The organism is Blastococcus sp. SYSU D00813 (assembly GCF_054050735.1).
In genome coordinates, this window is the sequence record NZ_JBJGZX010000002.1 from 69,591 (window position 1) to 95,177 (window position 25,587).

General features: G+C 73.4%; 27 protein-coding genes. 16 read left to right on the forward strand and 11 right to left on the reverse strand.

Annotated elements, in window-relative coordinates:
- Positions 1-21: 21 nt before the first annotated feature.
- From ACI8AX_RS01735 to ACI8AX_RS01760, 6 genes are all read right to left on the reverse strand, one after another.
- Positions 22-861: a glycosyltransferase family 2 protein gene (locus ACI8AX_RS01735; RefSeq protein ID WP_456548061.1), complete on the reverse strand. Its 840-nt coding sequence runs from the start codon at positions 859-861 to the stop codon at positions 22-24.
- On the reverse strand, positions 854-1,849 hold the full coding sequence (locus tag ACI8AX_RS01740; protein ID WP_456548062.1) for a glycosyltransferase: 996 nt from the start codon (positions 1,847-1,849) through the stop codon (positions 854-856). The genes ACI8AX_RS01735 and ACI8AX_RS01740 overlap by 8 nt, the downstream gene beginning before the upstream one ends.
- On the reverse strand, positions 1,830-2,426 hold the full coding sequence (locus tag ACI8AX_RS01745) for a CDP-alcohol phosphatidyltransferase family protein (RefSeq protein ID WP_456548063.1): 597 nt from the start codon (positions 2,424-2,426) through the stop codon (positions 1,830-1,832). The genes ACI8AX_RS01740 and ACI8AX_RS01745 overlap by 20 nt, the downstream gene beginning before the upstream one ends.
- Before the next feature lie 95 nt (positions 2,427-2,521).
- The gene (locus ACI8AX_RS01750; RefSeq protein WP_456548064.1) at positions 2,522-3,769 is read right to left on the reverse strand and encodes a hypothetical protein; all 1,248 of its coding nucleotides are present in this window, start codon (positions 3,767-3,769) and stop codon (positions 2,522-2,524) included.
- Positions 3,770-3,998: 229 nt separating this feature from the next.
- On the reverse strand, positions 3,999-4,715 hold the full coding sequence (locus tag ACI8AX_RS01755; RefSeq protein WP_456548065.1) for a methyltransferase domain-containing protein: 717 nt from the start codon (positions 4,713-4,715) through the stop codon (positions 3,999-4,001).
- Between the two features lie 74 nt (positions 4,716-4,789).
- The gene (locus tag ACI8AX_RS01760) at positions 4,790-5,749 is read right to left on the reverse strand and encodes an LCP family protein (protein ID WP_456548232.1); all 960 of its coding nucleotides are present in this window, start codon (positions 5,747-5,749) and stop codon (positions 4,790-4,792) included.
- Between the two features lie 466 nt (positions 5,750-6,215).
- On the opposite strand from ACI8AX_RS01760, the gene ACI8AX_RS01765 reads away from it, so the two are divergent.
- The 5 genes from ACI8AX_RS01765 (at position 6,216) to ACI8AX_RS01785 (ending at position 11,098) form a co-directional block, all read left to right on the forward strand.
- Positions 6,216-6,734, forward strand: a complete 519-nt coding sequence (locus tag ACI8AX_RS01765) for an adenylyltransferase/cytidyltransferase family protein (protein ID WP_456548066.1) — start codon at positions 6,216-6,218, stop codon at positions 6,732-6,734.
- A 435-nt stretch (positions 6,735-7,169) separates the two neighbouring features.
- Positions 7,170-7,307: a hypothetical protein gene (locus ACI8AX_RS01770; protein ID WP_456548067.1), complete on the forward strand. Its 138-nt coding sequence runs from the start codon at positions 7,170-7,172 to the stop codon at positions 7,305-7,307.
- A gap of 102 nt (positions 7,308-7,409) precedes the next feature.
- Positions 7,410-8,729: a UDP-glucose dehydrogenase family protein gene (locus ACI8AX_RS01775; RefSeq protein ID WP_456548068.1), complete on the forward strand. Its 1,320-nt coding sequence runs from the start codon at positions 7,410-7,412 to the stop codon at positions 8,727-8,729.
- A 337-nt stretch (positions 8,730-9,066) separates the two neighbouring features.
- Positions 9,067-10,446 carry a sugar transferase gene (locus ACI8AX_RS01780; RefSeq protein ID WP_456548069.1) on the forward strand — a complete coding sequence of 460 codons (1,380 nt, stop codon included), beginning with the start codon at positions 9,067-9,069 and terminating at the stop codon, positions 10,444-10,446.
- A 19-nt stretch (positions 10,447-10,465) separates the two neighbouring features.
- Entirely contained in the window at positions 10,466-11,098 is a 633-nt protein-coding gene (locus ACI8AX_RS01785) for an arsenate reductase/protein-tyrosine-phosphatase family protein (protein WP_456548070.1), read from the forward strand.
- On the opposite strand, the gene ACI8AX_RS01790 is transcribed toward ACI8AX_RS01785, so the two are convergent.
- Both ACI8AX_RS01790 and ACI8AX_RS01795 read right to left on the reverse strand, forming a co-directional pair.
- A complete protein-coding gene (locus tag ACI8AX_RS01790) occupies positions 11,095-11,700 on the reverse strand; it encodes an arsenate reductase/protein-tyrosine-phosphatase family protein (RefSeq protein WP_456548071.1) in 606 nt (201 codons plus the stop codon). The two genes, ACI8AX_RS01785 and ACI8AX_RS01790, sit on opposite strands and share 4 nt — an antisense overlap.
- Before the next feature lie 86 nt (positions 11,701-11,786).
- Complete coding sequence (locus ACI8AX_RS01795; RefSeq protein ID WP_456548072.1) at positions 11,787-11,960, reverse strand: hypothetical protein; 174 nt, start codon at positions 11,958-11,960, stop codon at positions 11,787-11,789.
- A gap of 215 nt (positions 11,961-12,175) precedes the next feature.
- On the opposite strand from ACI8AX_RS01795, the gene ACI8AX_RS01800 reads away from it, so the two are divergent.
- From ACI8AX_RS01800 to ACI8AX_RS01810, 3 genes are all read left to right on the forward strand, one after another.
- Positions 12,176-13,390, forward strand: coding sequence for an acyltransferase family protein (locus tag ACI8AX_RS01800; RefSeq protein ID WP_456548073.1), 1,215 nt, complete (start codon positions 12,176-12,178; stop codon positions 13,388-13,390).
- A gap of 48 nt (positions 13,391-13,438) precedes the next feature.
- Positions 13,439-13,612: a hypothetical protein gene (locus ACI8AX_RS01805; RefSeq protein WP_456548074.1), complete on the forward strand. Its 174-nt coding sequence runs from the start codon at positions 13,439-13,441 to the stop codon at positions 13,610-13,612.
- Between the two features lie 84 nt (positions 13,613-13,696).
- Entirely contained in the window at positions 13,697-14,554 is an 858-nt protein-coding gene (locus ACI8AX_RS01810; protein ID WP_456548075.1) for a hypothetical protein, read from the forward strand.
- A 15-nt stretch (positions 14,555-14,569) separates the two neighbouring features.
- Here ACI8AX_RS01810 and ACI8AX_RS01815 read toward each other — a convergent pair whose 3' ends face one another.
- Positions 14,570-14,947 (reverse strand): hypothetical protein, encoded by a 378-nt coding sequence (locus tag ACI8AX_RS01815; protein WP_456548076.1) that lies wholly within the window; start codon positions 14,945-14,947, stop codon positions 14,570-14,572.
- Between the two features lie 93 nt (positions 14,948-15,040).
- Here ACI8AX_RS01815 and ACI8AX_RS01820 point away from each other — a divergent pair, with 93 nt between their 5' ends.
- The 7 genes from ACI8AX_RS01820 (at position 15,041) to ACI8AX_RS01850 (ending at position 21,643) form a co-directional block, all read left to right on the forward strand.
- Entirely contained in the window at positions 15,041-15,211 is a 171-nt protein-coding gene (locus ACI8AX_RS01820) for a hypothetical protein (protein ID WP_456548077.1), read from the forward strand.
- A gap of 83 nt (positions 15,212-15,294) precedes the next feature.
- Complete coding sequence (locus ACI8AX_RS01825) at positions 15,295-15,540, forward strand: hypothetical protein (protein ID WP_456548078.1); 246 nt, start codon at positions 15,295-15,297, stop codon at positions 15,538-15,540.
- A gap of 732 nt (positions 15,541-16,272) precedes the next feature.
- Entirely contained in the window at positions 16,273-16,845 is a 573-nt protein-coding gene (locus tag ACI8AX_RS01830; protein ID WP_456548079.1) for a hypothetical protein, read from the forward strand.
- Positions 16,846-17,072: 227 nt separating this feature from the next.
- On the forward strand, positions 17,073-18,479 hold the full coding sequence (locus ACI8AX_RS01835) for a sugar transferase (RefSeq protein WP_456548080.1): 1,407 nt from the start codon (positions 17,073-17,075) through the stop codon (positions 18,477-18,479).
- 98 nt (positions 18,480-18,577) lie between these two features.
- Positions 18,578-19,297 carry an FkbM family methyltransferase gene (locus tag ACI8AX_RS01840; protein ID WP_456548081.1) on the forward strand — a complete coding sequence of 240 codons (720 nt, stop codon included), beginning with the start codon at positions 18,578-18,580 and terminating at the stop codon, positions 19,295-19,297.
- A 190-nt stretch (positions 19,298-19,487) separates the two neighbouring features.
- Positions 19,488-21,089: a sugar transferase gene (locus ACI8AX_RS01845; RefSeq protein WP_456548082.1), complete on the forward strand. Its 1,602-nt coding sequence runs from the start codon at positions 19,488-19,490 to the stop codon at positions 21,087-21,089.
- A gap of 2 nt (positions 21,090-21,091) precedes the next feature.
- Complete coding sequence (locus ACI8AX_RS01850) at positions 21,092-21,643, forward strand: dTDP-4-dehydrorhamnose 3,5-epimerase family protein (protein ID WP_456548083.1); 552 nt, start codon at positions 21,092-21,094, stop codon at positions 21,641-21,643.
- Here the strand turns inward: ACI8AX_RS01850 and ACI8AX_RS01855 are convergent.
- A complete protein-coding gene (locus ACI8AX_RS01855; RefSeq protein ID WP_456548084.1) occupies positions 21,633-22,889 on the reverse strand; it encodes a glycosyltransferase family 4 protein in 1,257 nt (418 codons plus the stop codon). The genes ACI8AX_RS01850 and ACI8AX_RS01855 overlap by 11 nt on opposite strands.
- Positions 22,890-23,015: 126 nt before the next feature.
- Between ACI8AX_RS01855 and ACI8AX_RS01860 the strand changes: the two genes are divergently transcribed.
- Positions 23,016-24,263, forward strand: a complete 1,248-nt coding sequence (locus ACI8AX_RS01860; protein ID WP_456548085.1) for a lipopolysaccharide biosynthesis protein — start codon at positions 23,016-23,018, stop codon at positions 24,261-24,263.
- Here the strand turns inward: ACI8AX_RS01860 and ACI8AX_RS01865 are convergent.
- Complete coding sequence (locus ACI8AX_RS01865) at positions 24,244-25,587, reverse strand: right-handed parallel beta-helix repeat-containing protein (RefSeq protein WP_456548086.1); 1,344 nt, start codon at positions 25,585-25,587, stop codon at positions 24,244-24,246. The two genes, ACI8AX_RS01860 and ACI8AX_RS01865, sit on opposite strands and share 20 nt — an antisense overlap.

Here is a 25,587-nt window from a genome sequence, read left to right on the forward strand (position 1 = left end):
TCTCGCTGCCCGGGTCTCTTGCTACTGCTGGGCGCGCGACCAACTGTCACTGTTCCCCCTCCTCCGCGCGGCGTACGCCGCGAGGATCGGACGGCCGTTCGCCAGCGCACGTATGCCCGCAAGGGCACGCAGAGCGACCACCAGGATGCCCTGTGTGACGCGATCCAGCCACCAGCTGCCGCGAAGCGGTACGCCGTTGCGGCGACGGACCTCTCCCATCTGCTCGGCGAATGCCCAGAGGGGGAGGGTGCTGCTCACACCGTCGGCGGTGCAGTCGGCGACGAAGTCGAGGTGGTCGTGCGGCCGCACCCGGAGGAGCGCGCGGAACAGCAGGTCCTGGTCCGCGTGGATGCCGATGGCCGTGTCGAAAGCGCCCAGCTCCCGGACCAGTGCGGTGGCTAGCACCGTCGACTGGTGCGGAAAGCTCTTGACACCGAGGCGGAAGACCCAGGGTCGGAACGGTGCGAGCCCGTGCAATCGGACGGGTCTGCCGTCCTGGATCATCCGGCTGATGCTATTCACCCATGGCGCGCCGGTCTCCCGGATCACGGCGAGCAAGCGCTCGACGACCTGGTCCGAGGAGAACACGTCACCGGCGTTCAAGAAGAGCACGTACCGACCGGTGGCCAGCCCGAGCCCCTTGTTCATCGCGTCGTAGATGCCGGTATCGGGCTCCGACACGGTCGACCGCCACGCGAGGTCGGGGAGCGCGGTCAGCCACTCCGCGGATCCGTCGGTGCTCGCGCCATCGACGATCACGTGCTCCACGTCCGCCGACCGCTGCTCCTCGACGCTGCGAACCGTCGCTTGCAGCCCCGGCAGGTCGTTGCGCGTCACCGTGACCACGGTGAGCTCAGGCACCCTCACCGCGGGCTCCTCCCGGAGTGGTGCCGAGGAGGACCGAGCGCAGCCGGTCCGCGAAGTCGTCCCGATCGCGGACGCGATGGACCCAGTCGACCTCCGGAGCCCACTGCAGCGCTGACGCATAGGCGATGACCGGCCGCCGCGCCTGGACCGCCTCCCAGAGCTTGAGCTGCACCCCGTGGCTTGCCGGATTCGTGGACACCACCACAGCGGGCCGGTCGTAAACGTCCGCGATTGAGGGGACCCGGCCGAGCCAGTGCCATTCCGCGATTCCGGCGGGCGTGTCCGCCGGGCGGTCGCCGGTGATCTCGACGCGGGCAGACAGTGACGCCCTCGACAGGATGCCGGCCAGTTCAGCGATGGCCTCACGTCCCTGGTCCGTCGTCGTGTCCGCGGGAACGAGGATCGACGTCGGCGGTCCCTGAGGCACCGGCAGTGCGGCCAGCTCGGGGATCGGAGAGGGCGGGATGACGACGTAGCCGAAGGAGCCGTCGGCGCGCCGGTCGGCGGCTGCGTCTGCCTCGGAGATGTAGGAGCGCTGGACGTCGCGGGGCAGCATGCGGAAGGCGAGCCGGTCGAATCCGTAGGAGACCGTCTGGCGCAGCCGTGCCGCGCCCAGCCGGTCCCGCGGACGTTGTGCGGTGAGCATCCAGTGGCTGTCACACACGTCGACGAGCACCTCGCCGGAGAAGCCGGAACGGCGGAGCAGCCCTGCGAGGACCACCATGTGAGGCGCTGAGAGCGCCTCGACGACCAACCGGTCGTATCGAGACAGGGGGAGCCGCCAGGGCGCGCTGAGCGCGTCCCGCACCCGTACCGCACGAGCTGCCCGTGCGTCCTCCGCCCGGAGGACGGTGAGGACGTCGACGGTGTGCCCGGCCCCCTCCTCGTGCTCCACGAGGTGCCCGATCCGGCGGCGCATGCCCAGGCGGGCCTCGTGGGGCGACACGTCGTGAAGGACGGCGCTACGCATCGACGCGCCCACGCAGGTCGAGGCGGACGAGGGCTGCCAGCGCAATGGCGTTGACGACGAGTCCCACGCCGGCCAGCACGACCGCGAGCGTGATCCACGCCCACGCCTCGTCGACGGCCAGCGCGGCTGCGATCAGCGTCAGCACCAGGGCGTGGTCGCTGAGGTGCTTCACGAGCATGAGCAGACGCTTGACCGCCGAGCTCTCATCACCAAGCTCACCGGTCGCCTCACTGCCCCCGAGGGTGACCGCCAGGCGGTCGGCCACGGTCCACAGTGGGGCAGCAGCCTTGGCGACCAGGCCGAGGACCGCCAGACCCGTCACCAGCTCGTCGTGCGGTACCCCGACGACTTGCGTGCTCACGAGGGCGGCGACGCCGGCCCAAGCCAGGACGTCGGCCAAGGCGTCCACGCCGGCGCCCGCCGGCGAGGCCTTTCCGGTGAGCCGCGCGAGCCGCCCGTCGAGACAATCGAAGGCGAACGCCAGATGGGCCAGGACGAAGAACGTCACGCCTGCCGCCAGCGGCGCGTCGACGGACATCAGGAGGAGGGCTGCGATCGACGCCAGCCAGGCGAAGACGATGGACAGCATCGTCGCTCTCGTCTTGGAGTCTCCGTGGACCCAATGCAGCCGTAGCAGCCCCGTTGCAAGGACCTGACTGAGGTTGGCCGTGAACCAGCCCATGGTTACATCACCGTCTTCAGGGAGAGAGCGCGGAGGAGCTGCGCGACGTTCCAGCGGGAGATGAGGCCGCCGAGCGCGGCGCAGCAGAGAGGTACGAGGAGCAGCCAGAGGCCGTCGCCTGTCACGGTGGTGAGCGCTGAGAGGCCGGCGATGATCGCCAGGACGGTCGCCAGTTCCACGAGCGAGATGCCCGTTCCCATGCCCGTGACCATCGAGAGCTGCGCGAGGCCGAGCCAGGCGGCCCGGAGGACGAGGGCGAGGGCGGTGAGGGCGAAGGCGAGCACGACCGGCACCGTCGGGGTGTAGTCCAGCAGGCGCGCGCAGAGCGGCCCGGCGATGACCGTCGCGGATGCGCCGACGCCTGCGATGGCCAGCCCCGTCAACGTCAGGGACCTCGCCCGTGATCGGATCCGCGCCGTGTCGCCCGTGGCGACGTCCCGCGCCGTTCGCGACCAAGACTGGTTGTAGGGGACGCCGACGACCGTCCACACGGCGTTGGAGAAGCGCAGCGGCAGGACCAGATCTGCGGACAGCGTCGGCGCCACCACGACGCCGGCGAGGATCGGGAGCGCGGTGTAGGCGCAGTAGTTCGTCAGCTGCCGGATCCCGACCCGGAGCGAGTCTCCGAGCATCGCCCTCAACGGACGCCGCGCGACGCCGCCCGCGGCGATCGGATGGGGCTGCGGCCGCCACATGAGAGTCAGGGCGGCCGGCCCGAGCGTGGCCACGGAGAAGCACAGGACGAAGGTCGGTAGATCACCGCCGACTCCCCATGTGATCCCCGTGGCACCCAACAGGAGCAGCGGCTGGACGAGGAAGCAGACGTAGTACTCGGCGAGGCGACCGGCCGCGATACGTCGACCGAGCACCATGTTGCCGACGCCGGCGAGCACGGCGCTCCCCGCCAGTCCGGCGACGCACACGAGTGTCTGTGCGTCGGACCTCAGACCCGGGACCACGGCCGCCGCGCCGCCGAAGACGCACACGGTCACCGCCGAACACGACGTCAGTGACAGTCGCACCCAGGACGCCCAGGGAGCGAGGATCTCGTCGGCACGGACGACGGTCGTCGTGTAGAGGGAGGACACGCCCAGGTCCAGCGCCGCGCAGAACGTGGCCATGCTGATGAGGAGGGCCAGTAAGCCGAAGTCCGACCGGTCGAGGACGTTCGATGCCACCGCCAGGAACAGGACGTTGGCCGGGAGCCCCAGCCCCAGGGACGCGACGCGCAGGACGTAGTCGCGCCGCACCCCCCTTCCACGCACGCCAGGAGGCTATTGCGGACCGGTCCGTCTCCCGAGCACCCAGCGGCCGCGCGTCCCGCCAGGGGTCCGGCGCCGCGACGCACTGACCAGCGGATACGTCATGGAGAACGTGACCTGGCGAGTATCGTCACACGGCTCGCCCGTCACAGCAGCCCCAGTGGTGAGTCCGCGCCTTGCTGCACCGTCCTGAGATGGCGCCGTCGCGAGATGCCGATCAGGCGGCGCTCCGGCCGGTCGGATCGGCAGCCTCCAGGACGTAGATGGCGCCCGCGCTCCACAGGCTCGGGCGCGTCCTCCACGGGGTCAGGCGGCCGCCGTACTGGCCGCGAGTGAGGACGACCCGCAGTCCCAGGCGGTGGGCCCACTCGTGGAAGTCCTTGACCGTCCAGTGCCGGACGTGCTCCTTCACGTGGAAGACCAAGTTCGTGTTGGGGAAGCGGCCGAACAGGGCCAGCCGGATTCGCGAGTCCAGGTAGCCGACGTTGGGCACCGAGACGATGACCTGCCGGCGTGCCGCGGCCGTCAACTTGAGCACCGCGGTCTCGGCGTCCGGGATGTGCTCGAGGGTCTCGAAGCAGGTGATGTAGTCGAAGGTGCCTGGGACGTCCTCGTGGGACAGGTCCAGCCGGAAGGCCTCGAGACCGCGCTTCCGCACCATGTCCACGGACGCGTCGGAGAAGTCCGCACCGACGGCCTCGACGCCCGGACGCTCACGCTTCAGGTACGCGAGGAACTCTCCGCTGCCACATCCGACGTCGAGCACCGTTGCGCCGTCCGGGATGAGCTCCGCCGCGACTCTCCACCGCTCGTGGACCACTCCCAGCTCGCCACGTTCCCGCCAGTAGGCGTCGTAGTCGCTGAAGTCCTGCATGGGCGCCGGGGCGCGGAGGCGGTCGATCCGACCCAGATATGCCTTCAAGCGTGCACTCACCGGGGCAGTGTCCCCATCGCCGGCCCGGGGGCGCACGGCAGGGGGGCGCCCGGGGACGCTCGCCCGGGCCCGCCTCAGCGGGGGACGTCGGGCAGTGCCTCGTCGCCGAACTCGGCGGCATTGGCGGCCAACGAGTCGCTGCGCAAGTAGGTCCACATGCGCTCGCATGTCACGGCGTCGAGGTAAACGACGCTCGCGGCGCCCTCGCGGCCGGTCCCCAGCACCGGAGCCGTGAAGGCCTCGACGTTGTCCGGCGTGAGGTCGCGCAGGGAGTACGCCAGCGAGAGCAGATCGGTGTTGCTGAGCGTGTCGTCCACGGCGACGGCGCTGGTCACCGCGCGCAGCGCGGAGTCCAGCCGACCGGGGTCGGTGAAGGTGTCGCTGCTGAAGAGCTGGGTGAACATCGCCTGCAGGAACTGCTGCTGGCGCCGCACGCGGTCGAAGTCGCCGCCGCTGAGGCCGTAGCGCTGGCCGAGGTACCAGCGCGCCTGGTCGCCGTCGAGGTGGTTGACGCCGGCGGGGAAGGTGTACGGGCCGTTGCTCGTCGTCTCCGCCACCACGACGTCGACCCCGCCCAGGTCGTCGGTGACCTGGATGATGCCCGCGAAGTCGATGGTGACGTAGTGGTCGATACGCACCTGCGTCAGCTGCTCGACCGTCTGGATCAGCAGCGTCGGCCCCCCGAAGGCGTACGCCGCGTTGATCTTGTTCATGCCGTGACCGGGGATCTCGACCCATGAGTCACGGGGGATCGAGACGAGCTGGGCGTGCCGGCGGTCACCGGCGAAGCGGGCGATCATGATCGCGTCCGAGCGGCCGCCCTCGGCGACGCCCTCGTCGGCCGTCGCGCGCGTGTCGGAGCCAACCAGGAGGAAGGTCAGCGGGTCCTCCGCGGTCGGCTGCTCAGGCGTGGGCGCAGCAGGGCGCGCGTCCTCGTCGAGCTGGTCGAAGACGTTCGCGACCCGGTCGATGTTGCCGGCGTAGCGCTCCATCAAGAACCAGACCCCGCCGCCGACCAGGAGGGCCAGGACCACGGTCAAGATCCCCAGACTGATGAGGACCCGGCGCAGCACACGCCGGCCGCGAGGCCGGTCCCTTCCGCCCGGGGCATCGCCCTCGGAGCTGCGCTCGACCGCGACGTCGTCCTCGCGCGCGTGAAGGTCCAGCCGCCGCGTCGGCGACTCGTCGTCGGTCATCAGGTCCCCCGTCCGGCAGGCATCGCGTTCCGAGGGTACGAGGGTTCGGCCGCTCGACCTGGTGCTCAGGCGGCCTCGTGGAAGCCATGGGGCGGCAGCGTCGAAGCGGGTGACTGGGACCGCTGTGGTTCCGGAGCTGCTCAGGCTCGATCGCCGGAGTGTCGCTCGAGCCCGCCGAGTTCGTGGCACGACACTGCTTGGAGACCCGTCTGCTGCGGGCGGTCGTCCCGAAGGGCCGCCGCTCGAGTCCAGCAACTCGTGCGCGGATGCGCGGTGAGCCCGAGGCACGCAGCGGGCGCAGATCATGGAGGAGGAGCTCTTGTCCCGAGCGGTCGCAGGAGCCGGGTTGCCGGGGGGCGTGCCGACGCTTGTGAATCCATCCGGCCGCGTCGTCATCACCTTCGGGACGTTCGACGTCTTCCACGTCGGGCACCTGCGGATCCTGGAGAGGGCCAGGGCATTGGGTGACCGCCTGGTCGTCGGCGTGTCCAGCGACGGGCTCAACATCGCCAAGAAGGGGCGCCCGCCGGTCTTTCCGGAGGACGAGCGCATGGCGATCGTGCGTGCGGTGCGCTGGGTGGATGACGTGTTCCTCGAGGAGAGCCTCGAGGCGAAGGCGGACTACATCGCCGCCGTCGGCGCGGATGTGCTCGTCATGGGCGACGACTGGGCGGGGCGCTTCGACGGGATGTCGGAGCTGTGTGAGGTCGTCTACCTGCCGCGGACTCCGTCGATCTCGACGTCCGCGACGATCGAGCGGATCCAGACCGTCGCTCCAGCGGCGTCCGGAGGACGAGCGCCGTCTCGAGGCGCTGCTGCTTGAGTTCAGCCGGCTGGGCGGCCGGCCGCTCGTGTGGCGAGAGCCCCGGCTCCGACCCGCGGAGCACACGCGTCGCGCTCGTCGGCCTCGCGGACCCCACCGCCGATGAGCCTGGCCGCGGGAACCGAAAACAGCAGCCAGCCGACGACGGCGATCCACAGCCAGGTCATGGCGCTCCTCGTCGAGCGGGTTGCCTCTGCACGCGAAGGCGGACGCCTGTGCGCCCGAGCTCCGGAACGTCTTCCCCGGTGTCCTCGCCCGCAAACCGACCGGGTCGACCGCGACCGCGGCCGGGGTTCTGTGAACGCTCGCCGCACGCCGCACGCCGCGTGACGATCTGGGCACGAGCGCACCCGGCCATTCCCCAGATCCAGCGTTCTTGTCACACTCTCGGCCGTGAACCGGCAGTCACCATCGACGCGATCTCGCCCTGAGGCCGTGCTGTTGACGTTCCCGGTCGAGCGCATCAGCGCGCCGACCTGCCGGCGGCACCGCTTCCGCTGGTCCGGCGAGGACGTTTTCAGCGGGTCGAGCCTGTACACCTGCCGCTGCGGCGCCGTCCGGCCCGCTGTCTGACTCCCTCACCCGTCTGCGGGTGATCCCCCGGCACAGCTGGTCTGGATACTGATCGTCCCCGTACGGTTTGCCCCCGGAGGCAACCTTCACGGGTGGGGACACATGCGGATCTCGGTGATTGGCTGCGGCTACTTGGGCGCGGTCCATGCGGCCTCGCTCGTCGAGCTGGGTCACGACGTCATCGGCATCGACGTCGACGAGCCGAAGATCGCCGCTCTCCGTGAGGCGCGGGCGCCGTTCTACGAGCCGGGCTTCGAGGAGCTGTTGGCGAAGAACCTGGCCACCGATCGCCTGCAGTTCAGCACCAACATGGCCGACGCGACGGGCGCGCACGTGCACTTCCTCTGTGTCGGCACGCCGCAGAAGCGCGGCGAGTACGCCGCCGACCTCCGCTACGTGGAAGCCGCCACCGAGTCGTTGCTCGAGGTGCTGCAGCCCGGAGAGCTGGTGGCCGGCAAGTCCACCGTGCCGGTCGGCACGGCAGCCCGGCTGGCCGAGCTCGTCGAGCACAAGGTCCCCGGGGCGCTGCTGGCGTGGAACCCGGAGTTCCTCCGCGAGGGCTTCGCCGTCCAGGACACACTGCACCCCGACCGCCTCGTCTACGGGCTCCCGGCCGACGAGGCCGGAGAGACGGCCGAGCGGATGCTCGACGAGGTGTACGCGCCGATCGTCGAGCGCGGCACGCCGAAGGTGACCACCGACTACGCCACCGCCGAGATGGTCAAGACGGCGGCCAACTCCTTCCTCGCGACGAAGATCAGCTTCATCAACGCCATGGCCGAGCTGTGCGAGGCCACCGGCGCCGACGTCAAGCAGCTGGCCGACGCGATCGGCTACGACGACCGGATCGGCCGCAAGTTCCTCAACGCCGGCCTCGGCTTCGGCGGGGGCTGCCTGCCCAAGGACATCCGGGCCTTCATGGCGCGGGCCGGCGAGCTGGGCGCGGACCAGGCGCTGACGTTCCTCCGCGAGGTCGACAACATCAATATGCGCCGTCGCATCCGCATGGTCGAGCTGGCCCGCGAGGTCTGCGACGGGTCGCTGCTGGGGAAGCGCGTGGCGGTCCTGGGCGCGGCGTTCAAGCCCGACTCCGACGACATCCGTGACTCCCCGGCGCTGAACGTCGCCGCGCAGCTCCAGCTGCAGGGTGCGGTCGTGCGGGTCACCGACCCGGCGGCGGTCGAGAACTCCCGCCGGCTGTGGCCGCAGCTGGACTACGCCGACACCGCCGAGGAGGCCGCTGACCGCGCCGACGCCGTCCTCGTGTTGACCGAGTGGAAGGAGTACTTGGAGCTCGACCCTGTCGCCTTCGGTCGGATCGTGGCGCAGAAACGGGTGCTCGACGGGCGCAACGCGCTGTCCCGCACGGCATGGACCGACGCCGGATGGTCCTACCGTGCATTGGGTCGTCGAGCTGGGTGAACCCATTAGTGAACGTGTCGCGAGGGGGCCGTTGTGACTCGACTGACTCCAGTCTCCACTTGCGAAAACGTGACAGGTCCGTAACCTCATCCTTGCCGGTCGGACGTTGAGGTTCGCCGAGCTCTACTTCGCAGAATCAGCCCGTACTCCCATGTTCAGGGTGATCGTGGGCTGCCATTCGCACGGGGGTGCGTCTCTTCCCATGGCTGTCGCGCGTTACGAGGCCGTCCGTCAACCCGAGATCGTCCGTAGCCGGGGCTGGGGCTTTCTCGCCCCGCGACTCCGCGGCGAGGGGACGACCGCTCGGCGCGCGTGGCGTGGGGCGTACGTCCGCCGCTTGACGGCCGTCGATGCGGTCATCGCCGGCCTGGCGGCCTGCGTCGGCTACCTGGTCCGCTTCGGTCCGGCGGAGCGCGGCGAGGCCCATGTCCCGCTCGCGCTCGCCGTGCTGCTGCCGGCCGTCTGGGTGCTCGCGATGCTCGTCGGCCGCGCCTATGAGGAGCGCTTCCTCTGGGAGGGGCCAGAGGAGTTTCGCCGGGTCTTCGTGGCCGCGATGATGCTGCTGGCCGCCGTCGGCACGGTGTCCTGGGCGTTCAAGCTCGACGTTGCCCGCGGCTTCGTCGTCATCGCGCTGCCGCTGGCAACGGTGCTCAGCCTGGGCGCCCGGTACGCGCAGCGCCAGGTACTCCACCGGACTCGCCGGCACGGCCGGAACATGCAGACCACCATCCTCGTCGGCCACCGCGGCGGGGTGGGCGCCCTGGACGAACAGCTCGACCGCGAGGCCTTCCACGGCTACCGCGTGATCGGCTGCTGCCTGCCCGCCGGTCAGCAGGACGAGCGCAAGGACGCCTTCCACGGCCTGCCCGTGCTCGGCGACCTGACCGAGGTGGCGGAGGTGGTCAAGGCCTACGAGGTCGACACCGTCGCGGTCCTGCCGTGCCCCGAGCTCGACGGGCCCGCGCTGCGTCGCCTCGGCTGGGAGCTCGAGGCTACCGACGCCGAGCTCCTCCTCGCTCCCGCCGTCACCGAGGTCGTCGGCCCGCGGGTGCGGATCCGGCCGGTGAGCGGTCTCCCGCTGATGCACCTGGAGCGCCCGGAGCTGAAGGGCGTCCGCCGGCTGACCAAGGAGGCCTTCGACCGCACCAGCGCGGCCCTCGGCCTGCTCTTCCTCGCCCCGATCCTGGTCGGCATTGCGCTGGCGGTGAAGGTGACCAGCCGCGGACCGGTGTTCTTCCGCCAGGAGCGGGTCGGCCGTGACGGGCAGACCTTCTCGATGCTGAAGTTCCGCAGCATGGTCGTCGACGCCGACCGGATGGTCGACGCGCTCGCCGCCGAGGCCGGCAGCGACGGCAACGAGGTGCTGTTCAAGAAGAAGGTCGACCCCCGCGTCACCAGCGTCGGCCGGGTGCTCCGCCGTTACTCCATCGACGAGCTGCCCCAGCTGATCAACGTGGTCAAGGGCGACATGAGCCTGGTCGGCCCCCGGCCGCCGCTGCAGCGCGAGGTCGAGAAGTACGGCTACGACATGCACCGCCGCTTCCTGGTCAAGCCGGGGCTGACCGGTCTGTGGCAGGTCAGCGGCCGGTCGGACCTCTCCTGGGACGACTCGGTGCGCATCGACGTCCGCTACGTCGAGAACTGGTCACTCGCGTTCGACTTCATGATCCTGTGGAAGACCATCGGCGCCGTCGTCCGCGGCAGCGGGGCGTACTGACCAGGGGCACGATGTGCCGGTGCCCCGCCACTGGTCGCCTGAGCCGGTCTTCACCGTGCTCCTGGTGTGCACGGGCAACATCTGCCGGTCGGCTCTCGCCGAGCGGCTGGGCCGCGCCTACCTCGACGACCGGCTCGGTGCGGACGCCCACCTGGTCCGGTTGACGAGCGCCGGCGTCGGCGCGGTGGTCGGCTCGGCCATGCACCCCGACAGTGCGCTCGTCCTCCAGGGCTACGGCGGGGATCCGGCCGGTTTCGTGGCCCGGCAGATCGTCGAGGACATGGCCATCGACGCCGACCTCACGCTCACCTCGACCCGGGCCCACCGCCGGCGGGTGCTCGAGCTGGCTCCCCGTGCGCTCGCCCGCACCTTCACGCTGCGGGAGGCCGCCGACCTGGTCCACCTCCTCGGTGACGTCGACGTGCCGGGGGAGGGTCTCGCCGACCGCGCGCGTGCGCTGGTGCGCGAGATGAACGGCGCCCGGTCACGCCGGCAGGCCGGCCCGGGCGACGACGTCCGCGACCCCATCGGCCTGCCGGTGGAGGTGCACGAGGAGGTCGGCGCGGCGATCGCGGAGGCGCTCATCCCGCTGCTGGCGCGGATCGCCTCGCTGCACAGCGCGGCCGCCCAGGGCGACCCCGACGCGGCCTAGGCGGAGATCGGCGCGGCGAGCTGCTGGCGCACGCTGCTGAACAGCACCTCCGCCAGCGGGCGGAGGGCGCGGTCGATGGTGCCGGCGACGTCGGCGTGGACGGCGGCCCGCTGCCCCACCGGGTCGGCGATGTCGTCGGACCGCCCGGTCTGCCGGCGTGACCGTGCGGCGTCCAGCCGCAGGCCCAGCTCCGGCGTCCGCGCGTCGATCGGCATGAGGCTGAGACCCGAGAGGTCGGCGAGCTGCACCAGGTCGGCGGCCTCGGCGAGGGTGAACGTCCGGCGCAGGCCGCGCGGGTTCAGGCCGAGAGCAGCCTGGCGGTGCTCCCGCGTCATGGTGAGCACCAGGTCGGCCGAGCGGGCCAGCTCGGCCGTGAGGCGCTGTGAGGCGAAATCCGCCGGGTCGCCGCCCAGTGCCTGGAGGGCGCGGGCGCTGTGCGGGTCCATCCGGGTGCCGGCCTCGGCGTGCACGCCGGCGCTGACGACCTCGACCCGCGCGAGCTCGGGGCTCTCCGCGAGCGAGCGCGCAGCCCGGGCGAACATGAGGCGCTCGGCCACGGGGGAGCGGCACAGGTTGCCCGTGCAGACGAAGAGAAGGCGCACGAGCGGACGGTAGGTGTCCGGACCGCCGTCTCGACCGCTGCTGGGGAGGTGCGTCACCCCAGCGGGGGAGACGCCGTGGTGCGGCATCAGTGCCGCCCCGCGGCCGGCCGCCGCCCGCCCCGCAGCTCCGCCTCGAGCGCGGCGAACCGCGAGGCCGGGCGCGCGTGCCGCTCGGCGAGCGACACCGCCTTCCCGATCAGCACCGCCATCGCGGGGGCGGTGAGCAGCCAGGCCAGGCCGACGAACACGAACAGGTACACACTTGCTTTCTAGGCGTCAGGTCCTGTGGTCTTCAGTCGAAACCATGGGCATGTCCTGCCAACGCCCGTGTCGACTCCCGGGGATCCGGCGTCCCGCCGCCACGCGCGTCACACGCGCTCCACCAGGCGCATGGCCGGACCGGTCCGTCACCCGATCGGGTGAGGGTGCATCGGCGGAGCCGGCGGACCCGCGAGCGCCACTACCTTCGCCGCCCATGGCGCGAGCGCGTGGCAGGGCTGCGGACGTGGTCCACGACGACCGGGCGCTACCCGCGCTGACGGGACTGCGCTTCCTCGCGGCGCTGGCGGTCGTCGTCTCGCACTTCAGCGACGAGGCGGTCGCCGTCTCACCGGCCCGGGTGTTCGAGGTACTGGACGGGGGACGCACGGCCGTCACCTTGTTCTTCGTCCTGTCCGGTTTCGTCCTGGCGTACAACTACGGCGGTCTGGCCGGCAAGACCGCACGACGCCGGTTCTGGACCGCACGCTTCGCCCGGCTGTACCCGGTGACGGTTCTCAGCCTCGCTCTCGCTGCCGTCGGCGTCGCCTACGCCTGGATGCACCGCGACCAGGGGCACCTCCTGGACTGGTACGCCCTGGACTCGCACGTCGGGGCGTCACTGCTCATCAGCCTCGCCGCGCAGCTGTCGATGACCACCGGCTGGCTGCCGATCGCCTCCTTCAACCAGCCCTGGAACGGGCCGGCGTGGAGCATCGCCTGCGAGGTCTTCTTCTACGCGCTCTTCCCGGTGCTCATCGTCTGGCTGCGCCGGCTCCGCTGGCACGGAATTGCCCTCGTCCTGGGCGGCGGCTGGGCGTGCCAGGCCCTGCTGGTCGTGGCCATCCAGCAGCTCGCTCCCGAGGCCCGCGGCGGGTTCCTCGTCTACCAGTTCCCGGTGACGCACCTGTTCGAGTTCGTGCTGGGCATCGGAGCGGCGTTGTTCTTCGTCCGGGGAGGACGCGAGTGGCTGCCAGCGGGAGCTCGGCGGAGCCTGCTGCTGGCCGTCAGCCTCGGCGGGATCGTGGCCCTGTCCTGGTGGCAGCCGGTCAGCCCGGCCTACCTGCTGATGAGCCCGCTCTTCGCCGGACTCGTCCTCGCGCTGGGCGTGCGGCCCCGGCGGTGGAGTGGGTGGTTGGCGTGGCGGCCACTGGTGCTCCTGGGTGAGGCGAGCTTCGCGCTCTACCTGCTGCACATGCCACTGCTGCGGGTCCTGCAGATCCTGCACGTGGACGGCTGGCTGGGCTGGCTCGGCATGGCTGCGGTCATCGCCTTGTCGGTCCCGGTCTTCCTCCTCTATGAGACGCCGGCCCGGCTCCGCCTGCGGCGCCTCGGCCGGGGACCGGCGGCCCCCGAAGGTCGTCCTGATGACGCCGACGACGTCGTCGGCGACCGGCCGAGCCTGGCTCGGCCCACGGAGGTCACCAGCTGACCCCAGCTGCAGGTAGCGGTCGGGTCCGGGCCTGCCGATGAAGCAAACGTGCAGACGTGGCTCGTGGTCCTCGCCCTCTGGGTCGTGCTGTCGGTGCTCGCCGCCGTCGTGGTCGGGCGGAGCATCGCGCTGGCCGATCGCCGCGCTCCGCACACCGGCCGGCCGCTGACGACCGGCGACCTGCCCGAGGACTTCCGTCCGGCGTCACTCCCGATTCATTGAGCCCAATGGCTCCACACGCCGCGGCTGCCCCTTTCGTGTGACCACCCCGTCACGCCCGAACCGCTCACTGCCGATGAGCAGGTCGTGTGGTTCTGGATCGCCGTGGGCCTGACCGTCTGGGTGCTGCTGGCTGCCCTCGTGGCCGTCCTCCTCGGGCGGGGCATCCGGCTGGCCGACCAGCGCGCCGCCGACACCGGCGCCCATCCCACCTCTGTGCCGGCGCTGCTCCCGAGGCGCCGGCGCATCCCGATGCCGCCGGTCGGGGTGGCGCTCGCCGCGACCGCCGTCGCGCTCGAGGCCGTCGGCTACGCGCTGCGGCTGACCGGCGCGACCGGCCCGACCGCGCACGCCCTCTCCATGGACGCCCCGTACTCGGCGCCCCGTCTGTTCGTGGCGGGGCTGTTCGCCGTAGCGTCCCTTGCTGCTCTGATCGCCGCCTCGCGTATCCCCGGTCGCCGCAGCTGGTGGACGACCGTGGGGCTCCTCGCCGCCGTCATTGCGGTCATCAAGGCCGGTAGCACCATCCACGTCGCGGCCATGGACGAGGTGGTCACGGTTCTGGGCGCGGCGCCGGCTCTCGTCCTCAGTGGGCTGGCTGCCGTCGCCGTCCTGGCGATGCTCGCGTTCGTCAGCCGGGCGGAGAAGCGTGACCGTCGGCGGGTCCTCGTGGCCGTCGCGCTGTACGCCTTCGCGGCGGTCGGTCTGTCGGGGGTGTCCTACCTCGTGCAGGAGACCTATGGCCGGGCCAGCACGTTGGCAGCTGCCTCGGCATTCATCGAGGAGTCCGGCGAGGCGCTCGCCGGCGTGGCCTTCCTGGTCGCCGTCCTGGTTGGGGTTGCACCGCGGCTCGTGCTCCCCGCCGCCTGGCCGCTCCGCCGCGAGGCGGACGCGCACACCCTCGAGGTCGCGACCGACGCCGCCGGGGAGACCAGCCGCGGCTGACGAATCGTCGCCGGGTCAGCCCTCGGCCAGCTCGACGACGACGAGCTGCCCAGAGTCGAGGCCCGGGGCCGCGTTCAGCCTGGCGACCAGCTCCTCGACGGCGCGGTTCGCCGTCTCGGCAGCGTCGGCCGAGCTGTCGGCTTCGGCGACGACCTCGAGGACCATCGTGTCCGACTGGTGGCGCAGCGACACCGAGTCGGGGATGTCCCCATCGGCCTGCGCTCGGGTCAGGGCCTCCTCGCCGGCGTCGACCACCGTCTGCTCGTCGACAACGGCATCCGGATCCCCGAGCGAGAAGAAGAGGGCAGCGGTCTCGGAGGCCGAGGAGCTACACGCCGCCGTGCCGGCCATGAGCACGGCGACGACCACCAGCGAGGCGCGGCGCAGCGACACGCGGGCAGCCTAGGACGTTCGTGCTGGACCGGTGACCCGTTGCAGGACCGGCCGGCGTCGGGGAGCGTGTAGCGCACTCCGACGAAGGTGGGCATGGTGCCGGGTGTGCTGGGCTGGACGGCGCGCGTCCTCGACGCGCGGCGCCGCTGCGAGTGGTGCGGCCGCGCGCTGCCCTCGCCGCGGTACCGGGTCCGTGGCCGCCGCGCCTGCTCCGCCGAGCACGCCCACGCCCTCGACGACTGGTGGTCGCCCGGCCCTGCCTGACCGGCACGCCCCGGTCCCTTGACGCCCGCTGCGCACCGGCGGGACCTTGGTGCCGCACGGGGACGAGCGTCGAGGACGATCCGATGCCGTGGTGGGCGTGGCTGCTGACCGCCTGGGCCGTGCTGGCCGCCCTGTTTGGCATCGCCTTCGGCCGGGTGGTCCGAGAGGCCGAGCGCCGCGACTGGATCCGCCGGGGAAGACCCGAACGCCGCGCCGATGGCCGTGCTCGATCGATGGTGTCGCAACAGCCCGACGACATGGCGTCACTCTCGGTCATGGAATCCCCGCCGAGTCGTCTCGTGGGGCCGGGACACCGACGCAAGCGGTGACCCGGCGTTAGTTTCGGACGGCGAGGTGCCACGGACGGCGCCGGCCCACGCACGGTGAGGGGGAGCGCGCACATGCACACCGCCGCTGCCCTCCCCGACCGGGTCGGCGCGCGGCGCACGCTGCGGCGGCTCCTCCTCGTCCTCCTCCTCGGCCTCGGCTTCGCCCTCCTGCTCGCTGTGGCTGCCGGCGCCGCCCGCGCCGACGCCCCCGACCGCCCCGGGCCCCCGGACCACTCCGCGACCGGCGGCGACCCCGGGCCCCCGGGCTGGCAGCAGCCCCCGGCCGGCGGGGCGCCGGAGGAGTCTCAGGCCGCCACCGCACCTGCCGGACCACCGCCGCCGGACGTCGCGGAGCGGGCCCCTGTCGAGGCGCCGCCGCCCGAGGAGGCGCCCGCAGAGCCGCCGCCGACCCAGGACCTCCCCGACCCGCCACCGGTGCCCGGCTCACACGGGTCCGGCAGCGGACCGGGCCGTCCCGCCGATCCGCCCCCGTACGAGGGCGGCTCCGCGCCGGGGTCCGGGTCGTCGGGTGAGGGCTCCGGCGGCAGCGGAGCGGACGGCGGCACCGGCCAGGAGGAACCCGCCGACGGCGACACCTCCGGACCCCCGGCCGACCCCGGCCCGCCGGCCGACGTGCCCACCCCCCCGGCGGATCCCGGACCCCCGGCCGGAGTCCCCGCGCTACCGGCCGACACCCCAGCCGCATCGCCGCCCGCGGAGCCCGCAGCACCGGTGCCCCCGCCCGCGGCCGCCCCGGCGCTGGCCACAGCGGCGCCGGTCGAGCAGGCCGGAGGCCCGGCCGCCGTCGCCGCGACCACCGAGGCGACCGGCACCGGGACCGTCCCCGACGTCCCCGGACCCGTCGAGGTCGTGGTCGCGGACGGGCTCGTGCTCGACGCGGCACCCCTCGTGCGGGCGGCGCCGACGGCAGCGACCCGGACGTGCGACCCGGACCGGACCACGCGGGCGGACACGGCCGACGCCCCCGACCGCGTCCGCTCCCGCGCGCCGGCCTCGGCGCCGGCGACCGTCAGCGACTCCGGCGCCGCGCCGCCCCTCCGCGACCGCCTGCCGGTCGCCCCGACGCCCGCCGCACCGCCCGCGGCTCCGGCTCCCGCCGCCCCGTGCGCGGCCGCGACCGGCGGTCCCTCCGGTGGCGGTCACCTGAACGGCCAGGACTCGCCGGCCGCCGTCCTCACCTCATCGGGCACGGCCGTGCCCGGTTACGGCGCCGGCGCCGGCGTCTCCGGCGACAGCGGGTCGACGCGCGCCCGCGTCCTGGGCGTCACCTCCCCGCCGGACTGACCGGCTCCTCCCGCGGTACCGCCTGCTGCAGCCAGGCCCGCGTCGCTCCTCCGGCCGGTCGAACCGCTCCCGGCCCGGCGCGCGAACGCTCCGCGGAACCGCGGCACGTGCCCACTCGTCCACCCTCGAAGTCGTCCGAGGTGCCCATGTACGGCCGATCGCGCAGCGAGCGCACCCCGGCCCCGCCCGCCGGAGGAGGCCCGCGTCCGCCCGACGCGCCTGCCCTCGTGGCGGTCGGGCCCGACCACCGCCCCTCGGGGGCCCGCGCCGTCCACCGCAGACCCTCGGCGCTCGCCCGCTCCGGACCCGCCGCGCTGCTCGTCGCCTCCGACACCGCCGCGGCCACGGTCGGCGTCCTGGTCCACAACGACGCCTGGCGCCTCATGGCGTTCTTCGGCGCGGCCCTGCTGGCCCTGCTGTGGATCGGCGGGCTGCACCGGCCCCGCCTGACGCTCTCCGTGCTCGACGACGCCCCCCGCCTGACCGGCCGCTGGCTGACCGCGTGCGGGGTGGCCGTCCTCGCCGACATGGCCTGGTCCGGGGTCCCCGCGGCCGGCTACCTCCTCGACTGGGGCTTCGCCGGCGCCGTCTGCCTGGTCGGCGCGCTCCTGCTGGTCCTTCGCGCGCTCGCCTACGGCGCGGTGCGCGAGCTCCGCCACCGCGGCCGCCCACGACGGCGCACCCTCGTGGTCGGCGCCGGCGAGGTGGGCAGCCAGGTCGCCCGGGCGCTGCAGGAGCACCCGGACCTCGGGCTCACCCCGATCGGCTTCCTCGACGCCGACCCGCGGATGACCGGCGGCCGCTCCGGCCTCCCGGTGCTCGGTGGCCCGTGGGTGCTCGCCGAGGTGCTGGAGCGCGAGGCCGTCACCGACGTCGTCGTCGCCTTCTCCTCCCTCAAGGAATCGCAGATGGTCGACGTCATCCGCACCTCCGGCCGGCACCGCTGCGAGCTGTTCCTCGTGCCGCGCTTCTTCGAGCTGCACAACGCCGGTCCGGACGTCGAGCAGCTGTGGGGCATCCCGCTGATCCGGCTGCGCCGCGCCACCTACCGGACGCCGGGGTGGCGGGCCAAGCGCGCGGTCGACGTCGTCCTCACCGGCGCGGTGCTCTTCCTCATGGCGCCGGTCCTCGCGCTCGTCGCCCTCGCGGTGCGCGTGCACGGCGGCCCCGGCGTCCTGTTCCGGCAGGAGCGGATCGGCGTCGACGGCCGCTCGTTCACCCTGCTCAAGTTCCGGACGATGACGCCGGAGGACCCGGCGGAGTCGGCCACCCGGTGGAACATCGCCGACGACGACCGGCTCGACCGGCTCGGCCGCTTCCTGCGCCGCAGCTCGCTCGACGAGCTGCCCCAGCTGTTCAACGTGCTGACCGGCGACATGAGCCTCGTCGGCCCCCGGCCCGAGCGGCCGCACTTCGTCTCCGAGTTCCGCGAGCTGTACCCCAGCTACGCCGCGCGCCACCGGGTGCCCTCCGGCCTGACCGGCTGGGCGCAGATCCACCACCTGCGCGGCAACACGTCCATCGCCGACCGGGCCCGGTTCGACAACTACTACATCGAGAACTGGTCGCTCTGGCTCGACGTGAAGATCCTGATCCGGACGGTCGGCTGCGTGTTCCGCGGCGCGGGGGGCTGACCGGCCTCGCCGCCCGCGGTCCCGCGGGCCTTGTGGCGGGGCCGATCGCCGGGCAGGCTCCGGATCCCGTCGACCTCTCCCTCGAGATGAGCGCGCCGATGTCCTCGTCCACCCAGCTCCCCGAGAAGATCCGCTTCGCCCTGCGACGCCCCGACCTGCTGATGCGCAAGCTCCGTGGGCTGCAGCCCAGCGAGATCACCCTGGACGAGGTCGCGCGGTACGTCCCCGACCACCCCGTCGTCATCGAGGCGGGCGCGGCCGACGGCAGGGACACCGCGGAGTTCGTGCGCCGCTGGCCCGGCTGCGAGGTGCACGCCTTCGAGCCGGTCCCCAGCGCGATGGCCAAGGTCGAGCAGCTCACCGCCGCCATGCCGGAGGTCCGCCGGTACCCGGTCGCGCTCGCCGACCGGACCGGCACGATGACGATGTACCTGAGCGACCGGACCGACGACCCGGGCTGCACCGACAGCTCGTCGCTGCTCGCCCCGACCGGTCACCTGGAGGCCTTCCCGGAGGTCGTCTTCGGCGCGGAGCTCCAGGTGCCGACGACGACGATGGACGCCTGGCTCGAGGCCCACCCCCTACCGCGCATCGACCTGATGTGGCTGGACATGCAGGGCGCGGAACTGGCCGCCCTCGAGGCGGGACCCCGGACCCTCGCCCGCACCGGGGCGGTCCTGATGGAGGTCTCGCGCAAGCCGCTGTACGCGGGCGCCCCGCTGTACGACGAGGTCCTCCGCTGGTTGCGGGGCCAGGGCTTCCGCCCGGTCATCGACCGCGTCCCCGTGGTGTTCGGGAACGTGCTGTTCGTCCGCTGACCGCCTGATCGGCCCGACTCGCGCAAACGCTCGGTGACTCAGGGTGAACACGCGAGGAATGTGACCTGCTCGGCACCGGGACGTGTTGACTGACAGTCACATTCGGACCATCGTCCACTCGACGGAGTGCCATCCGATCGCGGGACGTGCGGTCGCCGCGGCGCTCTCCCGCAGGCGATCGGAGGTGCCCATGACGACGAGCCGGATCGACGGCGGGGACACCGACGCCGGAGAGGACGGCGTCCCCGGTGAGGACGACCCCGAGGTCCGGCCGCTCGACCGGCTGCGGCCCGTCCCTCCGCCGCGGCGCGCCGGACCGCTGACCGGCCGGCCGGCCGCCTCGCTCCTGCCGGAGCCTCCGGGGCCGCCGCGCTACGACCCGTACAGCGCCCGCCGCCGTCCAACCCCGACCTGGCTCGTGACCCACACGACCGGCCTGGTCGTCACCGACGTCCTCGCCGCCGTCGTGGCCGTCGTCCTCGCGCAGCACGCCGGCCTCCGCGGCGCCTCGCCCTCGTGGCTCCCGGGCGGCCTCGTCGTCCTCCTCTGGCCGGTCCTGCTCCTGGCGCTCGGCGCGTACGCCGAGCGACGTCAGGGCGCGGGTGGCGACGAGTACCGCCGCGTCGCCGTGGGCGGACTGCTGCTGACGACGGCGCTGGCGCTGGCCGCGCCGTCGGCCCACCTGGCGGAGTGGCACCGCCTGCAGCTGGCCGCCGTCCCCGCGGTCACCGTGCTGACGCTGCTCGGCCGCGTCGTGCACCGCCGCCGGCTCACCCGCGCCCGGCGTCGCGGGACGCGGGGCAAGCGGGTGCTGGTCGTCGGCCGGGACGCCGCGGTGCTGGACGTCGTCCAGCGACTCGAGCGCGATCCCGCGGCCGGGTTGCAGGTGGTCGGCGCGTGCGTGCCCGATCCAGCGTCCTCCGCGACCCTGGTCGGGATGGGCGTCCCGGTCCTCGGGGGGCTGGACGGCGTCGTGCCGGTCGTCGACGACGTCCGGGCCGACGCAGTTCTCGTGGCGTCGGCGAGCGAGACGGCGGCGCGCTACACCCGGGAGCTCGCCTGGCAGCTCGAGGGCACCCACGTCGAGCTCCTGGTGTGCTCGGGCATGGTGGAGGTCGCCCCGCACCGGCTGCTCGTCCGGCCGACGGCGACCCTGCCCCTGCTCTCCGTGCGGGAGCCGGAGTTCCGCGGCGCGCGACGCGTGGCCAAGGACGCGTTCGACCGGCTCGTCGCCGGCCTGCTGATCCTCGCCGTGGCCCCGGTGCTGGTGGGCCTGGCCGCGCTGATCCGGGCGACCAGTCCCGGCCCGGCCTTCTACCGGCACCGCCGGATCGGCAAGAACGGCCGGGAGTTCGACGTGCTGAAGTTCCGCAGCATGGTCGTCGACGCGGAGGCGCGGATGGGCGACCTCATGGTGTTCAACGAGGGCAACGCGGTGCAGTTCAAGCTGCGCGCCGACCCCCGCGTCACGCCGGTGGGGCGCTTCCTGCGCAAGTACTCGCTCGACGAGCTGCCGCAGCTGTTCAACGTGCTCAAGGGGGAGATGTCGCTCGTCGGGCCGCGCCCGCACGTGACCCGCGAGGTCGAGCAGTACGGCCCGGCGATGCACCGCCGGCTGCTGGTCAAGCCCGGCATCACCGGCCTGTGGCAGGTCAGCGGCCGCTCCGACCTCAGCTGGGAGGAGTCGGTGGCGCTCGACGTCCGCTACGTGGAGAACTGGTCGCCGGCCCTGGACGCCGCCATCCTGCTGCGCACGGCCGGTGCCGTGCTGCGCAGCTCCGGGGCGTACTGACCGTGCGGATCGAGCGGTCGGAGCTGGCCGACGTCGTCTGCTTCCTGCCCGAGGCCCGGCACGCCGACGAGCGTGGCTGGTTCATGCGCACCCTCGACGTCGCCGTGGCCGCGCAGGCCGGCGTCGACGCCCGCGCCTTCCTGCAGGACAGCCAGTCGCGCTCGCGCCGCGGCGTCGTGCGCGGCATGCACGGCCGGGCCGGCCGCGGCGAGGCCAAGCTCGTCCGCTGCGCCCGCGGCGCGGTGCTCGACGTGCTCGTCGACGCCCGCCCGGGCTCGGCCACCTTCGGCCGCAGCGCCACCTTCCGGCTCGACGACGAGGAGGGCCGGCACCTGTACGTGCCGCCGGGTTTCCTGCACGGCTTCCAGGTGCTCACCGAGGAGGCCGACGTCTGCTACCGCATCGACCGCGAGCACGACGCGAGCGAGGACCTCGCCGTCCGCTACGACGACCCCGACCTCGCCATCGACTGGCCGCTGCCGGTCGGCGTGGTGAGCCCGCGCGACGCCGCGGCCGGCAGCTGGGCGGAGCTGGTGGCCCGGCTCAGCGGCTGAGCAGGTCGCGCACCCACGCCTCGTACCGCGCCAGCGACTCCGCCCCGGTGAGGACGGTCGCCGCGTAGGCGCGGCCGGCCTCGCCCATCGCGTCGGCCGCCGCGGGGTCGGCGGCCACCGACTCGACCGCGGCCAGGATCGCCTCGGCGTCCCCGGCCGGCGCCACGACACCGGCGCCGGAAGCGGCCATCAGCGCGGCCGCGCCGCTGCGCGCGTCGGTCGCGGCGACGACGGGCCGGCCGGCGCTGAAGTAGCTGGTCAGCTTGCTGGGCACCGACATCTCCACGACGCCGGGCTTCTCGTGCAGCAGCAGGACGTCGGCGGCGGCCAGCGCTGCCTCGAACCGGCCGTCGGGCAGCGGGTCGGTGAAGGTCAGCCGCGGCAGGCCGGCCCCCAGCTCGGCCAGCGCCGGCCGCCGGGACCCGTCGCCGAGCAGCACCACCCGCACCTTGCTGCCCCGCTCGCCGGCCAGCCGCGCCGTCTCGACCAGCCCCTCCAGCCCCTGCTTGACGCCCATGTTCCCGGCGTGCAGCGCGATGACCTCGTCCTCGCCCCAGCCCAGCTCGGCACGGACGGCGTCCCGGTCGACCGCCTCGGGCACCGTCACGTGCGTCCAGTTCGGGATCACCTGGATCCGCTCGGCCGGCACCCCGCCGGCGACCAGCCGCGCCCGGAAGACCTCGTGGATCACCACGACGGCGTCCGCCCGGCGCAGCAGCGCCAGCTCGAGCGCCGCGGTCGCCCGGGTGAGCCGCCCGCCGCCCATCCCGGTCTCGGCCAGCGCCGCGCCGTAGAGGTCCTGGGTGAGGACGCCGACCCGGTAGCCGCGCAGCCGGCGCAGCAGCACCGCGGGGACCAGCGACAGCAGCACGGGACTCACCGCGACGACGACGTCGGCCCGGCGGCGCAGCAGCTGCCCGAGCACGCCCGCGGCGAACACCGACTCCATGACGATGCGCGCGCGGCCGGTGGGGCGGGCCGGGACCGGGTGCCGCAGCCGGCGCAGCCGCACGCCGCGGTCGTCCTCCCGGGGACGGCGCCGCTCGTAGCCCGGGTACAGCCGCCACTGCGGGTAGTGCGGGTAGCCGGTGACCGCGGTGACGCGGAGCCCGGCCGCCGCGAGGTGCCGCGCCAGGCCGGTCGTGTACGGCGCGTTGCCCGAGTGCTCCGGGGCGTAGTGCAGCCCGACCACGACGACGTCGGGAGCCGCGCCGACCGGTCCACTCCTCGCTCCGGCGTCCCTCACGCAGCGCAATGTACGCAGGTCGCGGCCCGGATTGCGGGCCTCGGGCCGCCACCGCCCGGACCGGTGATCTAGTCTTCGCCGGTCGGCCCGCCCGGAGGAGGACGTCTGCGTGAGGACCCCCGCCGCGTGACCACCGTGGCCCGGGAGCCCAACGCCGGGCGGCTGCTCGTCGGGCGGCTCGGCGGCGTCGCGGCGTCCCTCGCCGCCGGCCAGGTGCTCATCGGCCTCACCTACGTCGTCGCCGCGCGCGGCATCGGCCCGGCCGGGCTCGGCCTGGTCGCCACCTGCTTCGCGCTGGGCAGCATCGGCGCGACGGTCTTCGACGCGGGCCTGATCGGCTACCTCGTCCGTGAGGTCGCCGCCGACCGGGTGACCCTGGCGCGCGGCCGGGCCTGGTGCTCGGCCAAGCGGCGCGCCGTCCCGCTCCTCCTCGTCCCCGACGTCGTGGCCTGCGTGCTCATCGCGCCGGGGCTCGTGGAGGGCCTGGTCCTCGGCCTCGTCGGCTGGGCCGTGTGGGAGGCCCAGACGGCCAACGCCCTGCTGCGGTCGCAGGAGCGCTTCTCGCGGGCGGCGTGGGCGCAGCTGGCCGGGCGGGCCACCGGCCTCGTGGTCACCGTCGTCCTGGTCGTCGCCGGCGCGCCCGAGCTCGGGCTCGCGATCGGCCTGGTCGCCAGCTTCGTGGTCGAGGCCGGGCTCGACCGGGTCTTCCTCGGCCGGGCCCCGGAAGCCGCCGCCGGGTTCGGCGAGACCCTCGCGGTGCACCGCCGCAGCCTCTCCTTCGGCGTCGTCTCCCTCGCCGCGATCGGCCAGCAGCTCGACACCCCGCTCGCCACCGCCGGCGGCGGCGCCACGGTCGGCGGCATCTACGCCGGCGCCGGCCGGCTGCTCGGCCCGCTGCTGTTCCTCTCGTCGTCCCTCGCGCTGGTCGGCGCCCCCTGGCTCGCCCGGGCCGGGAAGGACCCCGAGGCGCTGCGGCGGGAGGAGCGCCGGATCGGGCTGCTCTCCCTCGCCCTCACGCTCGGGCCGCTCGTGGCGGCGCTGATCGGGCCGCTGCTGATCCCGTGGATCCTCGGCGACGAGTTCGCCGACTCGGGGCCGACGTTCGCCGTCCTCGCGGTCGGGGCGGCCTTCTCGACGGTCAACCAGGGCATGGCGACCGTCCTGCAGAACCGGGGCGCCGAGCGGGCCGTCGGCACCGCCGTCGGCATCGGGCTGTGCCTGGGCCTGGTGGTCACGTACGTCCTGGCCGCGGTCGCCGGGCCGGTGGAGGCCGCGGCCGGGTTCACCCTCTCGCAGCTCTACATCCTCGGGCACCTGCTGGTCGCCAAGAGACGGACGGCGCTGCCGGCGGCGGTCAGTACGTCCGGCCGTTGATGGCGTTCCCGGTGACCGTCGTCCCCGGGTCCTCGAGCAGCCGGAAGGCCTCCGACGGGTCGTCGGCGGCCTGGGCGGTGATGGTGTTGCCGCTGATCTCGCCGCGCTCGACGTCCTGGAAGTAGACGGGGACCGCGTCGGCCGAGCAGTCGAAGGTGTTGCCGCGGACGAGGACGTCCGACGGCCCGTCCGAGGGACGGCCGCCGGCGGTCGGCTGGGTGCCGCCGGGCAGCGCGTTCACCACGTAGATCAGCTCAGCGTTGGCCGTGGCGTCGAACGTGTTCTCGACGACCCGCACGTTCGTGCAGCCGCTGATCACCTGCACGTGCGAGTGCATCCGCAGGCCGCAGGCGCGGAAGGTGTTCCGGCGGACGGTCACCTCGTCGCTGTAGTCCTCGACGTGGACGGCCTCGAGCGAGTACGTGTCGAAGGAGCAGTTGCTGACCACGGCGTCCTCGACGTGGGCCAGGCCGACCCCGAAGCCCTCCGAGTCGTTGTCGGCGAAGGTGCAGCCGTCGACCCGGATCCGCCGGATCCAGCCGCTGGGGCTGTTGAACTCCAGGTCGGTGTTGGCGTTGCCGGTGAACGTGCTCTCCTCGACCGTGACGCCGGTGACCGTGGCGGTCGAGGCGTTGGCCATCAGCAGCCCGTAGACGAGGCCGCGCAGCGTCGACCCGGAGATGACGACGTCCTGCGCGGCGCCGCGGTCGGGGAACTTGATGCCGTGGCACTCGGGGCCGGGGAAGTCCGGGACGGCCCCGTCGAGCACGCTGCGGGACAGCCGGAAGCCGGCCACCCCGCCGATGTCGACGAGCACGGCCCGGAACGCGCCGGCCCGGCGCAGCACCAGGCCGTCGACCGTCACGCCTGCCGTCTCGACGGACAGCAGGCTCACGAAGCCGGAGGAGCCGGGGGAGTCGAACAGCACCGTCGAGGCGCCGGGCACCCCGGCGAGGGTGACGCCGGCCGCCGGCTGCAGCGCCCCGCCGCGGTAGAGGTACTGGCCGGCGGGGAAGTAGAGCGTGCCGCCGCCGGCGTTCACCTGGTCCAGGCCGCGGCGGACGGCGTCGGTGTCGTCGGCGCGACCGTCGCCGACCGCCCCGAGCGCCCGCACGTCCACGACCGGGACGCCGGAGAGCAGCGGCTCCCCGCTGGGCGTCGCCGGGGGCGGCGGCGGGCTGGTCGTCGCCGCGTCGGTGCGCCGGGGCGGCGACGGGTCGTCCCCCGACGCCGAGCAGGCGGCAGCGGTCCCGAGCACGAGCGCGACGCCCGTGCCCAGCACCGCGCGGCGGGAGACCGGCCGCCGCCCCGGCTCGTACGCCAC

Coding starts and splice junctions, on each gene's coding strand:
- ACI8AX_RS01775 (WP_456548068.1), top strand. CDS start 7,410: ATGCGGATCTCGGTGATTGGCTGCGGCTACTTGGGCGCGGTCCATGCG.
- ACI8AX_RS01825 (WP_456548078.1), top strand. CDS start 15,295: ATGCCGTGGTGGGCGTGGCTGCTGACCGCCTGGGCCGTGCTGGCCGCC.
- ACI8AX_RS01840 (WP_456548081.1), top strand. CDS start 18,578: ATGTCCTCGTCCACCCAGCTCCCCGAGAAGATCCGCTTCGCCCTGCGA.
- ACI8AX_RS01765 (WP_456548066.1), top strand. CDS start 6,216: ATGGAGGAGGAGCTCTTGTCCCGAGCGGTCGCAGGAGCCGGGTTGCCG.
- ACI8AX_RS01820 (WP_456548077.1), top strand. CDS start 15,041: ATGGTGCCGGGTGTGCTGGGCTGGACGGCGCGCGTCCTCGACGCGCGG.
- ACI8AX_RS01845 (WP_456548082.1), top strand. CDS start 19,488: ATGACGACGAGCCGGATCGACGGCGGGGACACCGACGCCGGAGAGGAC.
- ACI8AX_RS01745 (WP_456548063.1), bottom strand. CDS start 2,426: ATGCTGTCCATCGTCTTCGCCTGGCTGGCGTCGATCGCAGCCCTCCTC.
- ACI8AX_RS01800 (WP_456548073.1), top strand. CDS start 12,176: ATGGCGCGAGCGCGTGGCAGGGCTGCGGACGTGGTCCACGACGACCGG.